Source organism: Dapis hubbardiae BLCC-M172 (genome assembly GCF_050016015.1).
Classification (GTDB): Bacteria; Cyanobacteriota; Cyanobacteriia; order Cyanobacteriales; family Microcoleaceae; genus Trichodesmium.
This window is the reverse complement of the sequence record NZ_JBNHEQ010000009.1, coordinates 1-14755: the sequence shown is the minus strand read 5'-3', so window position 1 is coordinate 14755 and position 14755 is coordinate 1. Positions and strand designations below refer to the sequence as shown.

The 14755-nt window shown below is 31.9% G+C and carries 9 protein-coding genes; 7 read left to right on the top strand and 2 right to left on the bottom strand.

Features of this window, described 5'->3' with window-relative positions; genetic code table 11:
• Complete coding sequence (locus tag ACP6PK_RS00810) at nucleotides 1-2145, top strand: EAL domain-containing protein (protein WP_426556929.1); 2145 nt, start codon at nucleotides 1-3, stop codon at nucleotides 2143-2145.
• Between the two features lie 701 nt (nucleotides 2146-2846).
• On the top strand, nucleotides 2847-4553 hold the full coding sequence (locus ACP6PK_RS00805; protein ID WP_426556927.1) for a response regulator: 1707 nt from the start codon (nucleotides 2847-2849) through the stop codon (nucleotides 4551-4553).
• 857 nt (nucleotides 4554-5410) lie between these two features.
• Here ACP6PK_RS00805 and argF read toward each other — a convergent pair.
• Nucleotides 5411-6331 (bottom strand): ornithine carbamoyltransferase, encoded by a 921-nt coding sequence (gene argF, locus ACP6PK_RS00800; RefSeq protein WP_426556925.1) that lies wholly within the window; start codon nucleotides 6329-6331, stop codon nucleotides 5411-5413.
• 677 nt (nucleotides 6332-7008) lie between these two features.
• The gene (dusB, locus tag ACP6PK_RS00795; RefSeq protein ID WP_426556923.1) at nucleotides 7009-8013 is read right to left on the bottom strand and encodes a tRNA dihydrouridine synthase DusB; all 1005 of its coding nucleotides are present in this window, start codon (nucleotides 8011-8013) and stop codon (nucleotides 7009-7011) included.
• 1818 nt (nucleotides 8014-9831) lie between these two features.
• Here dusB and ACP6PK_RS00790 point away from each other — a divergent pair.
• From ACP6PK_RS00790 to ACP6PK_RS00770, 5 genes are all read left to right on the top strand, one after another.
• Nucleotides 9832-10350 (top strand): hypothetical protein, encoded by a 519-nt coding sequence (locus ACP6PK_RS00790; RefSeq protein WP_426556921.1) that lies wholly within the window; start codon nucleotides 9832-9834, stop codon nucleotides 10348-10350.
• The gene (locus ACP6PK_RS00785; RefSeq protein WP_426556919.1) at nucleotides 10343-10885 is read left to right on the top strand and encodes a hypothetical protein; all 543 of its coding nucleotides are present in this window, start codon (nucleotides 10343-10345) and stop codon (nucleotides 10883-10885) included. The genes ACP6PK_RS00790 and ACP6PK_RS00785 overlap by 8 nt, the downstream gene beginning before the upstream one ends.
• Before the next feature lie 195 nt (nucleotides 10886-11080).
• Nucleotides 11081-11512, top strand: a complete 432-nt coding sequence (locus tag ACP6PK_RS00780; RefSeq protein WP_426556917.1) for a hypothetical protein — start codon at nucleotides 11081-11083, stop codon at nucleotides 11510-11512.
• A complete protein-coding gene (locus tag ACP6PK_RS00775; RefSeq protein WP_426556915.1) occupies nucleotides 11505-12065 on the top strand; it encodes a hypothetical protein in 561 nt (186 codons plus the stop codon). Before ACP6PK_RS00780 ends, ACP6PK_RS00775 begins: the two co-directional genes overlap by 8 nt.
• A 372-nt stretch (nucleotides 12066-12437) precedes the next feature.
• Nucleotides 12438-13397: a putative 2-dehydropantoate 2-reductase gene (locus ACP6PK_RS00770; protein WP_426556913.1), complete on the top strand. Its 960-nt coding sequence runs from the start codon at nucleotides 12438-12440 to the stop codon at nucleotides 13395-13397.
• The last annotated feature ends 1358 nt before the right edge of the window (nucleotides 13398-14755 follow it).

Below are 14755 nucleotides of genomic sequence, written 5' to 3'. Positions count from 1 at the left end.
ATGTTAGCCAAAATACTTGTGGTGGATGACGAACCAGACCTAGAATTATTAATTTCCCAGAAATTCAGGAAAAGAATTAAAAAACAAGAACTCCAGTTTGTTTTTGTTCATAATGGCATAGAAGCTCTAGAAATTTTGGAAAATGAACTAGATATAGAGCTAATATTTACTGATATTAATATGCCAAAGATGGATGGACTAACTTTCTTAAAAAAGCTATCAGAAAGAGAAAAATTGACTGTTAAAACAGTAATTATTTCTGCTTATGGCGATTTAAAAACTATTAGAAAAGCGATGAATTTAGGTGCTTTTGATTTTTTAACTAAGCCCTTAGATTTATATGATTTAGAAATTACTCTGAATAAAACACTGAAGGCTGTGCAAGATAGTAAAGAAGCACTACAACAGAAAAAGTTAGCAGAGCAAGCTCATGCAGAATTATTAAAACAACAAACATTGCGTGAAAGTGAAAAAAGATTTAGAGCATTAATTGAAAATTCTACTGATATTATTATGATTTTAAATCCTGATGGCAAGGTTATTTATTCTAGTCCATTAGCCCAGAAATTTTTAGATAATTTTGATGAAAATAATTTGAATATATCAATTTTCAATATCATTCATGCTAATGACCGTCAGTTAGTCAGACATACTTTACAAAAAGTAGTTGAAAATTCATCAGAAAAACAATATATCAAAGAATTTAAAATTCAAAATGAGCAAGACAAGTGGCAAATATTTGAAGCAGTATTTACCAACTTAACTTCAGATAGTTATATAGAAGGAATAATTGTTAACTGTCATAATATTACAGATAGAAAAATAGCAGAAGAAAAACTACTCCATGATGCTTTCCATGATTCCCTAACTCAATTACCTAATCGTGCTTTATTTATGGATAGAATATCTAATGCTTTAGCTAGATATCAGAGACATTCTCAACAGCAGTTTGCAGTAATTTTTATAGATTTAGATCGGTTTAAGATAGTTAATGATAGTTTAGGACATAATGCCGGAGACCGACTAATTATAGAAGTAGCTAATAGACTTAAACAAGATATGCGGGATGATGATAGTGTAGCCAGAATGGGAGGAGATGAATTTGCTATATTATTGGAATATGTTAAATCTGAAGAAAATGCTGAATATATAGCTCAAAGAATTCAACAATTGTTACAGTTACCATTTTATATTAACGATCAAGAAGTTTATACTAGCGCTAGTATTGGTATTGTTTTACCCAATAAAGATTATAAAAGTCCTACAGATATCCTTAGAGATGCAGATACAGCTATGTATCGTGCTAAAACTTTAGGAAAAGCTCGTCAAGAAGTATTTAATACATCAATGTATGCTGATAATTTAGCACAACTTAAGTTAGAAATAGACCTGAGACAAGCTTTACAACGCAATGAATTAGAGTTATTTTATCAACCAATAATTCTACTAGAAACAGGTTTAATTTGTGGCTTTGAAGCATTAATTAGATGGAACCATCCACAACGAGGAATGATTTCTCCAAATGAGTTTATTCCTATAGCAGAAGAAACAGGATTAATTATCCCTATTGGTTGGTGGACTTTGCAACAAGCTTGTCAACAAACTTATAATTGGCAAAAAGAATTTTCTCTTCAGTCTTTAACAATTAGTGTTAATCTTTCTGGTAGACAATTTTCTCAATCCGATCTTGTTAAACAAGTTGATGAAATTTTATCTCGTACTTGTTTAGATCATCATAGTCTGAGGTTAGAAATTACTGAAACTACAATAATGGAAAATGAGCAAATTGTGATGGGAATATTATCAGAATTCAAAGCGATGAATATACAGTTAAATATTGATGATTTTGGCACTGGTTATTCTTCATTAAGTCGTCTGCGTAACTTTCCTATTGATACTCTCAAAATTGACCGTTCTTTTGTTATGACAATGGATGGTGAATCACAAAACTTAGAGATTACAAAAGCAATTATTAGTCTGGCTGCTAATTTAGAAATAGATGTGATTGCTGAAGGTGTAGAAACATCTACTCAACTAGCTTTGCTTAGAGACCTTAATTGTAAATATGGACAAGGATACTTCTTTTCCAAACCTGTTGATAGTTCCCAAGCAACTAAATTAATTGCCTCAGCTAAAAAATGGTAAACTAAAAGTTATCTTATTTAATCTTTTGACTATAGCATTTTTCAACTTACCAAAAAATTAAGGTATAAAGCCTCTCCATTCATGGAGAAAAAAGCGGTTGTTTGCGGAGCAGTCCGTTAGGATGGGATGGCGTTAGCGCAGCGGGTCCGTAGGAGCGGGTCTCCCGCTCTTAACAGAGCCGCTCCGCTTTATATGTCGCGCAGCGAAACGCCATATCCAATCAACCAAGAGAAGAACAAAAATCCTTGAGCACCAATCCTCTTTTTTATAAGAATAGGTAATTCTCAATTCTCAATTCTCAATTCTCAATTCTTGAATCAGGTACAGTTGTTTTTTTTCTTTTCTATTACCGAAAAATTGTGGGTATGTGCCTCCCTTTTTAAAGGGATAAAAAAAGAGACTATTCCTTAATATCAAGCCTCCTTATTCCAGAGGTACTGATAACTGATAACTGATAACTGAAATGATTACCTAACCCAAATTACTGCTCCCTACTCCCTAAAACAAGCCAATTTTGTATTTCACCAATATGGGAATTGCTATATATTAGTAATATAGCACTATGGATTAAGGTTAGGACATTTCCAAATCCTGTTAGGGGAGCTTTTCCCTATACGAAAAACCCTTTATTTAGTTTACTATTCCCTATTCCCTATTCCCTAGCGCGTAGCGCTATACAATATTAAAACTAAAATGAACCTATGCCAGCAAAAATACTGGTTGTGGATGATGAACCATCCTTTAAATCAATAATTAAGCAAAAGTTCAGAAATCAAATTCGGAAAAAAGACCTAGAATTTATTTTTGCTTCTAACGGTTTAATAGCTCTGGAACAGTTACAAGCTGAACCAGACATAGATATTATATTAACTGATATTACTATGCCAGAAATGGATGGCATTGCTTTACTATCTATTCTTTCTGATATTAATCATCCTACACTTAAAACAGTAGTTATTTCTGCTTCTAGTGATTTAGCTCTTGTGAGAAAAGCTATGAATCTAGGAGCTTTTGATTTTTTAACTAAACCCATCGATTTAGAAGATTTAGAAATTACAATTAATAAAACTTTAAATTATGTTCAAAGGTTAAAAGATGCTCTAAAACAGGAACATTTAATAGAAGCAGCTCAAAAGTTATATGACAGTGAAAAAAGACTAGAAAAATTCTTAGAAACTTTGCCAGTAGGAGTATTTGTAGTTGATGCTGATGGTCAACCTTTCTACACTAATCAAACTGCACAAAATATCTTTGGTAAAGGGATAATAGCCGAAACTACTCCAGAGAAAATTCCCGAAATTTATCAACTTTATTTAGCAGGAACAGAAAAATTTTATCCTTATGAACAACAGCCAATATTTAAAGCTTTAAAAGGAGAAAATGCTAGAGTTGATAATATGGAAATTCGTCAAGGGGAAAAGATAATTCCTGTGGAAGTATCAGCAAGTCCAATCTTTGATGATAATGGTAAACTAATTTACGCGATCGCTACTTTTCAAGACATTACAGAAAGAAAAAAAGCTGAAGCAGAAAGGATTCAATTTACTCAACAATTAGAACTTAAAAATAGTGAATTATCTAAACTTAATCAATCATATAGTCGCTTTGTACCAAAACAGTTTCTCCGATTTTTAGGACATGAAAGTATTGTCGAAGTTTCTTTGGGTGAATCTGTACAAAAGAAGATGTCAATTTTATTTTCTGATATTCGCTCTTTTACCACCCTTTCAGAAACTATGAATTTAGGGGAAAATTTTAAATTTATTAATTCCTATCTTTCCCGTATGGAACCTCTAATTACTGCTAATTATGGTTTTATTGATAAATATATTGGTGATGCTATTATGGCACTATTTGGCCGTTGTCCTGATGATGCTGTTGAAGCTGCTTTAGGAATGCTTTTAGAACTAAATAAATATAACATTCTTAGAAAAGAATATAATAAATCACCTATTAAGATTGGGATTGGAATTAATACAGGTTCTTTAATGTTAGGAACAGTTGGTGGAATTAATAGAATGGATACTACTGTGATTAGTGATGCTGTAAATTTAGCTTCTCGTCTACAAGATTTAACTAAAGTTTATGGTGCTTCTTTAATTATTAGTCAACATACCTTTTTTCAGCTTAAAGATTATACGAAATATAATTACAGGTTTCTTGGTCAAGTTCAAGTTAAAGGAAAAAAAGATGCAGTATCTTTATTTGAATTTTTTGATGCAGATCCGCCCGAACTGATCGAATTTAAAAGACAAACTAAAACCTTATTTGAGCAGGGGGTTATTAGTTACTATTCTCAACAGAAGGAACAAGCTACTGAAATATTTCAGAGAATTATCAGTTTAAATAATCAAGATAAAGCTGTTTATTTCTATCTTGAGGAAGAAGTAAGAAGGAAGAATGAATAAGGAAGAAGGAAGAATGAATAAGGAAGAATGAATAAGGAAGAATGAATAAGGAAAAATCTTAAATATAGTCCGGTGAAGAAGGAAGAAGTAAGAAAGAAAAAGATTTAATAGAAGGAAAAATCTTAAATTAAATATAGTCTGGTGACGAAGGAAGAAGGATTTAGTTATCTAGGAGAGAAGCTTTAAGAGAAGGAAAAATCTTAAATTAAATATAGTCCGGTGAAGAAGGAAGAAGGAAGAAAAAGGAAGAAGCTTTAAGAGACGGAAAAATCTTAAATATTGTCCGGTGAAGGAGGAATAAGGAAGAAAAAGGAAGAAGCTTTAAGAGAAGGAAAAATCTTATACCAATTACGAAAAGTAACGCTACGCTTCAGCTATGCTTTAAAAGTTAAATAGTCACCAAGGTTGAAAGTCTTTTTTTGACAATTATTAATCAGTCAGTATTGATTGTTTCTACTTTTAGTTTTCCCCCCACTCCCCACACTTCCCACACCTCCCTACCCAATTAGATATAGCATTATTTTTAAGAAATGGTATTACAAATACAGGACTTACGCAGAGATACCATATATAGAGTTCAAAAACTATAACGTTATAGTTTTGAACGCTACATACATGGTCTTTGCGTAAGTCCTAATATACTCCAGTGAAGGAAGAAGACTTTAGTTATCTAGGAGAAAAGCTTTAAGAGCAGGAAAAATCTTAAATATAGTCAGGACTTATGCAGAGGTACTACATATAGAGTAAAAAAACTATAACGTTATAGTTTTGAACGCTATATATGGTATCTCTGCGTAAGTCCTCATAGTCTAGTAGGGTGCATTTCGCTCTCACTCGCAAAGACTTCCCATATTCTTCTAATCACTACCTAAAAGACTAACTAATAAAGCTTTTTGAGCGTGCATTCTATTTTCTGCTTGATCCCAAACTCGCGATCGCTCTCCTTCCATAACTCCATCAGTAATTTCTTCATCTCGATGTGCTGGCAAACAATGTAAAACTATCACATCATCTGCTGCATTTTCTAACAATTTTTCATTTACTTGATAAGGTTGAAAAATAGGAATTCGACTATCGGCTTCCCCCTCTTGTCCCATACTTGCCCAAACATCAGTATAAAGCACTTGAGCATCCTTAACTGCTACCTGGGGATCTTCAGTAACTATAACTTCACTTTTACCATTAGCAATAGTTTTTGCTTGCTCTACAATTTCCCTATTTGGCAGATAATTTGCTGGAGTTGCTATTCTCACATTCATTCCTACCATTGCACAACCCAATAGTAAAGAATTTGCCACATTATTACCATCACCAAAGTAACTTAAAGTTACCCCTTCTAACTTGCCAAAAGATTCTTGAACCGTTAATAAATCAGCCAATATTTGACAAGGATGTTCTCTATCTGTCAGAGCATTAATAACAGGAATTTTTGCATAATTGGCAAAAGTTTCTAAGTCTTTTTGTTCAAAAGTACGAATCGCTAAAATATCTAAATATCGGTCTAAAACTCTAGCAGTATCAACCAAAGGTTCTCCCCGACTAACTTGAGTAACATTAGGATTCAAATCAATAACTTGACCTCCCAATTGATACATTGCCACAGTAAAACTTACCCTAGTTCTTGTCGAAGCTTTAGAAAATAAAAGTCCTAATACTTTATTACATTTAAGATTAATTTTACCAGATTTTAGTTTGCCTGCTAATTGTAAAAGTTCTGTTAATTCATCAGAATTTAAGTCGGCTAAACTTAATAAGTCTCGTCCTTTTAATTTATCCATAATTTAGGGAATAGGGAATAGTGGAAGAGAGGTTAGTATTAAACTGTACCTCTTTAGGGAATAGGTATGGAGGGAAGAGATATAGTCATTTTAAATAAGAATGAAACATTTTTTTTAGCTGAAACTCTTTGACAGTAGCAACTCCTTGTCTCACTCTAAACTAAAATGACTATATTAGTATTAAACTCTACCTCACTATCCTCAAAGGAACTGGAATAAAAATTTTTTATTGTTCTTGATGAGGATAGTTTGACACTTCCCAAGTATTTATAGCCAAGATTTTAGAATGTCTTTATTAAGTACCTAGATATAATTAATTTAATATTTGGAGAACGTAGAGAATAGATAATCAGTTTTGTAGCTTTTTTATTTGCCAATAAATTTATTTCTTGGTTGACAGTCGAATTGTAATACAAACCCAGTTTCTTATTAGGATCTAAAACGTTACAGAAACCGGGTTTGTCTGAGCAGATATCAATATTGTCAAATTTTAATACAAACCAGGTTTCTTATTGGCATCCTACCTACCCGAAAGTATTAAGAATAGGCAAAATACCTATTATACAAAACTATTAAAATTATCTCCCATTTATCTAACGCCCAAAAAATTAAATATTAAACTTCTTCCTTCTCTCCTAGATAACTAAAGCCTTCTTCCTTCTTCCCTCTTCCTTATACTATAAATTTTCAATTACCTTATCAATCAAATCATAACCTTGTGTCACAGTTTCTACCTGTGCCAACTTACCCCGCAACTCACCTGCTCCCGGAAAACCCTTAGAATACCAAGTCAAATGCTTACGAGCTTGCCGAATCCCGCGATCGCCTTTATATTCCCATAATGCTTGTAAATGTTCTTTAGCACATTCTAGTTTTTCTACTGCAGTCGGTGATACTTTTTCTACACCATTTTTCAAGAAATAATCAATTTCTCCCACCAAAAAAGGATAACCCAAAGTACCACGGGAACACATTACCCCATCTGCTCCAGTTTCCTCCAAACAACGTATTGCAGCATCCACAGAAAAAATATCCCCATTAGCAATAACTGGAATAGAAAGTATTTCCTTAACTTTAGTAATCCATTCCCATTTTGCCGGGCCATTATATCCTTGGGCACGAGTTCGACCATGTAAAGTTAACATTTGGGCACCAGCATCTTCCATTCTCTTAGCAAATTCTAGGATATTAATTTCCTTATTACTCCAACCAATTCTAGTTTTTACAGTAACAGGAACAGGTACAGCTTTTACGACTTTACTAACAATTTCTCCTGCTAATTCTGGCTGTCTTAATAAAGAAGAACCCCCACCATTTTTGGTAATTTTATTAACAGGACAACCCATATTAATATCAACAGTATCAGCTCCTTCTTTTACTGCCATTTCTGCTGCTTCTGCCAAAAAATCTGGGCGACAATCAAATAATTGAATACTTATTGGTCGCTCATTATTATCAACCTCCATTATTTGAGGTAATTCTTTCACATAATGTAAACCTGTAGCATTTACCATTTCAGTGTACATCATTGACTCTGGAGCATGACGACGAACTAGACGACGAAATACTAAATCTGTTACTCCTGATAATGGTGATTGAAGTACACGACTTTTTACTTCAAAGTTGCCAATTTTTAGTGGAGTAGATAATTTTTGTTTTAATTCAGGAGATAGAACAGTCATTTCAGTTATCAGTTATTAGTTATCAGTTATCACAGATTGGATTTATCAGGAAATATAAAAAGGGAACAGTTCAGCAAAAAACACTGCGGAACAATTAATAATTAATAATTACCCGTCCTCAATAATTAATACAAAGGGAGGCTTTAAACATTAATTGTTGAATGAATAATTAATTATTGACGCTTCAACTCTTAATTATTAATTATTCGGTAATAAGAAATAAGAAATCAAGACAATTATTTCTCACTTAAAAATCTAGGAATATATGCACCTTTCCACCTCTAGTATTTACCAGATTTTAATCTTTTGAAGTCTTACCTCTTTGAGATTTTAGTCACTCTAAGCTCTCTTAAATACTTGTTTTACCGAATAATTAAGGTTTAAAGCCTCTCCTTTAAAGAAGAAACAAGAGAAAATTTTCCTTTTATTCAATCCTCTTCCTAAAAGGAAGAGGTAATTATCAATTATCAATTATCAATTATCCATTATTGAAAAACAGTCTCTCAGTTAGCCTTCTGCGGAGGAAATTCTTTAACAGTAACCTCTGGTTTTAGCTGGAGGCTTGATAAATACTGAAGTTGATTTTTTTTCATCCCTCTAAAAGAAGCAGGAGACCTTATTTTTTCTGTCATTAATAAGTACCTGGACATAATTAATTTAATATTTTAATGAGGTAGAAAATAGGAATAAGGTAATCATAATTATCACTAATTAAGAAATACTTGAAGAAGGAAAAAAGGGAAATTTGATTGGGATTCAAACCACATCCAATTGTAGGAGACACTGACAGTTACTTTGTAAGCATTCAGCATTCAGATATCAGCTTTATTTCCTTGTCTTAAAGGAAATAAAAATTTAGAGATTTCATAGAATTACAAAGTATGGGTAAAAATCCATCATTTAACCTTAATAGTCTATCAAATCACATCATTTAAAAAGCTGTTTCGCAGCATTCCGTAGGAATATCTGACTGCTAATAGCTGTTTGCGCAGCATTCCGCAGGAAATGCTTACGTTACCTTGAGATATTAAACTTATCAGGGAAAATATAAAGAATTTTATCTACTTACTTACTAATATTTTATTCTAGTTTGGCAAAAGCTAGACAAAATTAGAAATATTGAGAAATAAATTTACATTTTACATCAGGCAAAAGCTTTTAACCAATGTAAATCATCCATACTAAAAAATCAAGTTCTTATTTAGCAAAGTATAATCTTTTAATATATAGCCATCTGATTTCAATTGTGAGAAGATTGTATTTTTTACGAAATAGGCAATAGGGAAGAAAGACTAGACTTTTTAGGAATAGTCAAATTCCCACTTCTAATTCCTGACTACTATATAGTAGTTCTCAGCCTTGATGAGGTACAGTATTTTTTTCTCCTCCTTCCCTACTTCCTACGGATGTTATACCAATTTTATAAATGTTTACTACAAATACTAATAATGTTTCTAGTAGTCAATAGTCAGTAGTCAGTAGAAGTAGTTATTATTATCATTTTTTTTACCTCAAACAATCTATTTGAACAAATATAGCAATCCTATTTTATTTGTGGCAAAAATCTTGCCGCTTTTTAGGGAACAGCGGTGCGAACCCGCGTCGGCAAAAGACGCAAGGGAATGGGCACCAAGAGAGGGAAAAGGGAAGAGGTGAGAGTTTCAACTTTTTTATTTACTTTTTAATTACCCGCAACCTATTTATGATTTTTATAGCCATCTGACTTAAACTATTTTAGTTGACTAAACTCTTTGTAACATTCTTTTTTCAAATTGGTATTACATGGAACATTCCCAGCTACTTCCTAAAATTTAAAACTTGTATATCTTACCAATTTCAGCAACTCTATGTTATACATTTTATAGTGGTAAATTTTGTATAAAAATTACATTTTGGAGCAGTATCATGGAAATGTTTCAAAAGGCAGTATCTATACTAGCTTTTTTATCTATCGGCTTCTCTTTAACAGAAGCATACCTCAAAGCCAATCAAATTTGGAAGCGAAAACATGAGCGTTTAGTAGTAGAAAGTATATCTGTTACGGCACAATTAGTTTCTTTATTTCCCTTATCTGTTTTTTCACTTAACTATCTTTTTGAAAGACAATATGTAGGTTTAATAGACAGTACAATATTTGCTAGTTTGGCAGTTTTCAATATAATTGTAGGAATGTCATTCTGGGTTCCTGGAGAAAGAAAAAAAGGATTCTGGACTTTAATCAAAGAAACCCTTAATTTTGAAAGAAAAGAAGCTGGAGATTTAGCTAAGTCATTTTTAAAACCTTCAGGAGCTAAAAAAATTATCAATATTTTAAGCCAGGTAGCTATGTATGATTGATGAAGTGCTTGACCCCAGAGAAAAACAATTTATTCAATCATTCGCTGACCATTGGGATATTAATTTTTCCTGGGAAATTTTAACTACAAATAAAGGGGCAGATGGTGCTATAAATATGATAAATTTACGTCAGGATGTCACTGATTATTTGGCAAGTTCTCCACCACAGAAACAAGTATCAGAATTAAAAGATATTATCAATGCTCTGGTGAATATTGATGAAGAAGTTTCAGATCAAGAAAAGCTAGTTATGGGAGAATTAGATGGCTTACTTTCTGAATATATTAGTCAAGAACCAAATGCTGCTAGATATCATGTAATAGTAGTGCCACAAAACGAACGACAAGTTCAAGTAGTGACGACTTCACTATCAGAATTAACAAGATATGAAGTAGGAGAAGGATTTGCTTATCATAGTAATCCATTTTATTCAAAAGAATATGCAGATGTAATCTCTGATGGTTATCGTAGTCTCAATCTTTTCAGCATTGTTACTTTAACTCTTCCTAGTCAAATAAATTCTATAGTTTCTTAGGATGAATCACCAAATTAATCAATTTTTAGAGAAATAAATGGGGATTATTCAAATAATTTAAACTGAAAAAATATTCTTGAAAAATTATGTTTTTCTATTTTTAATAATATTTATAGTATCATCTTTTTATATCGGCAAATTGTTGATGTAGTGGTAAATTATGTATCAATCAGGATTACATTTTGGAGCAGGATCATGGAAATTTTTCAGAAAGTAGTATCTATACTAGCTTTTTTATCTATAGGTTTTTCTTTAACAGAAGTCTACCTAACAGCTAACCAAATTTGGAAGCGAAAACATGAGCGTGTAGTTGTAGAAAGTATATCTGTTACAGCACAATTAGTTTCTTTATTTCCCGGATTTATTTTTGCACTTAACTATCTTTTCAATGGGGAATATGTGGGTTTAATAGACACTGTATTATTTGCTGGTTTGGCAGTTTTCTATATTCTTGTAGGAATGTCATTATGGGTACCTGGAGAAAGACAAAAAGGCTTATGGACTTTAATCAAAGAAACCCTTAATTTTGAAAGAAAAGAAGCTGGAGATTTAGCTAAGTCATTTTTAAAACCTTCAGGAGCTAAAAAAATTATCAATATTTTAAGCCAGGTAGCTATGTATGATTGATGAAGTGCTTGACCCCAGAGAAAAACAATTTATTCAATCATTCGCTGACCATTGGGATATTAATTTTTCCTGGGAAATTTTAACTACAAATAAAGGGGCAGATGGTGCTATAAATATGATAAATTTACGTCAGGATGTCACTGATTATTTGGCAAGTTCTCCACCACAGAAACAAGTATCAGAATTAAAAGATATTATCAATGCTCTGGTGAATATTGATGAAGAAGTTTCAGATCAAGAAAAGCTAGTTATGGGAGAATTAGATGGCTTACTTTCTGAATATATTAGTCAAGAACCAAATGCTGCTAGATATCATGTAATAGTAGTGCCACAAAACGAACGACAGGTTCAAGTAGTGACTACTTCACTACCAGAATTAACAAGATATGAAATAGGAGAAGGATTTGCTTATAATAGCGGTCCATTCTATTCAAAAGAATATGCAGATGTAATCTCTGATGGTTATCGGAGTCTTAATCTTTGCAGCATAGTGACTTTAACTCTTCCTAGTCAAATAAATTCTATGGTTTCTCAGGATGAATCACCAAATTAATCAATTTTCAGACATATAAATAGAAATTATTAAAAGTATTGAAAATGAAATAGATATTCTAGAAAAACTATGTTTTTAGTTTGTGAATTTTCAAGATATTTTGTATAATAAAGAATTAATAATTAAAAGCTGATAGCTGACTGCTGACTGCTGACTACTTACCAATAGAGAAGAAGAAAAAAATGTATTTTATGAATATGATAACTGCTATAGCAATCCTATTTTATTCGTGTCAAAAATCTTATTGCTTTTTAGGGAACAGGCAACAGGTAGAAGTTTCAGTTTTTTTATTTACTTTTTGATTTATTACAACCTATTTAGGATTGCTATATATATTATATACTTTTAAGAAACATCTCAATTTTTATTAAAATGTCAAATAAAACTTATGCAATTATCGGCACTGGTGCTGTTGGTGGATTATACGGTGCAAAACTGCAAAAAGCAGGTCATAAAGTTAGTTTTTTACTGCGTAGCGACTACCAACACGTTCTGGAAAAAGGTTTAATTATTGAATCAGTGGATGGAGATTTTAGTCTACCAGAAGTAGATGCTTATAACGATGTAAAAAAAATGCCAAGTTGTGATGTAGTTGTTGTGGCATTGAAGGCAACGCAAAATTATCTTTTGCCAGAATTATTACCACCATTAGTAAATAAAAATACTGTGATTTTGCTCTTACAAAATGGCATAAATATTGAACCAGAAATTTCCCAGATTATAGGAAGTAATACCTTAATAGGTGGGTTATGTTTTGTCTGTTCTAATAAAGTAGGAGCAGGTAAAATTCGCCATATAGACTATGGTATTATTACTATTGGGCAGTATTTGCCTAACTATACAGCAGCAGGAATTACAGAAAAAATTCGTGAAATTGCTCAAGATTTTGAACAGGCAGCAATTCCAATTGAGTTGAGCGAAGATTTACTTTTAGCTAGGTGGAAAAAGTTAGTTTGGAATATTCCTTATAATGGTCTTTCCGTGGTATTAGATGCTAGAACAGATGAAATTATGGCTAATACAGATACGCGGTTTTTAGCAGAACAATTAATGTGGGAAGTGTCAGCAGGAGCAAATAGTTGCGGGCGAATAATAGAAGATTACTTTATCCAAAAAATGCTAGACCATACGAGTAAAATGAAGCCTTATTTAACCAGTATGAAACTAGATTATGAAGGGAAAAGACCTTTAGAAGTTGAAGCAATTGTTGGTAATCCTTTACGAATGGCAAAAGAGGCGGGAGTTGATTTACCAATGATTTCTCTACTGTATCGACAGTTGAAATTTTTAGATGCTAGGAATCGGTCGGATAGTAAGTTTTTGCACATTTAAAAAAATTGATATTCGGATATGTTTAATTAATTGATAATGGATAATTAGAGTATATTTAGAGTTAGGGCGTTGCTGAATCAAGGGATGAAACTTTTGGGAATAGGTAAATCCCATCTTTTACTTCCTCTTTCTCCAAAACTACAATTCATCCCACAAATATGCAACGCCAGAATTAGATATAAATAGGTAGATAAAATTAGAGATTTACAAAACTATTTCATTAAGTAGGTATACAAAATTAATTACACACTTAGCAAAGCTGAATATATTGCTTTGTCAAGATTCGATAGAATTGGAATAGGTAAATAATTTTGTTTGGGTACTTATGAATTGTTTATTATCAATTATCCTTTGGTAAAAGTAGTAGTAGTAGCAATCTATTTATTATAGACTGTTTGTAAAACAAGTATTAAGAGAGGTTAGAGTGACTGAAATCTAAAAGAGGTAAGACTTAAAAAGGTTAAAATATGGTAAATATCCAGAGGTGGAAAAGTACATACTATTCCTAGATTTTTAAGTGACAAATAGTTGTCTTAATTTCTTATTACCTTTTCCCAGTTCAGTGTTCCCTGTTCCCTATCTCTTTTTTATATTTCCTGATACATTCAATCTCTTCTATTAATAACTGCTCCTAAATCTACTGTATTAAACCTAAACTCCTAATACCAATTCACTTTAAAGATGTCACAAATAGTTTCAAAACCAATAAGTAAAATAATTTCCTTAAATTATTGTGGCATCAAAGTTTTGAGTCTATAAAATTTTACTTTTGATTTTTAACTTCCATGAAACTGTATAACTTTACCTCAAAACTTATATCATGTTCGGATAATCAGTTATCAATAAAATTTCAGCTCTGACAGTATGGAAAAGATATTAAATTTCTACTTTTATGCTGAATCCTTTCTCTAGCAATTATTACTCCTTGATAATTATTTATAAGTATTCAACCGAACATGAGATTAGTATCAAAAATCAGCAGGAATTGGGAAAAATAACGGTTGCGAATATGAGCAAATAATTCAGTATTTATGTTCTTAATATATAAGCATTCAGCAGTCAACTATCAGCTAGAAGGAGGGATTATATCTAAGGAAAATTAAAATTTGTATTTGCGTAGCATTCCGCACGAAAAGCTGAATGCTAATAGCTGAATACTTACCTTAATATTTTCCTGATAATTTGACAAATAGGAAAAGTCAATGAACATGATTTATACTCTATAAATACCAGGTGAATTACTAAATTTTATACTACTTTTATTTAATCTTATACCAATTCACTTTAAAGATGTCATAAATAGTTTCTACTGTAGTGTCAAAGTTTTGAGTTTACAAAATCTTAATGCATGACTTTTG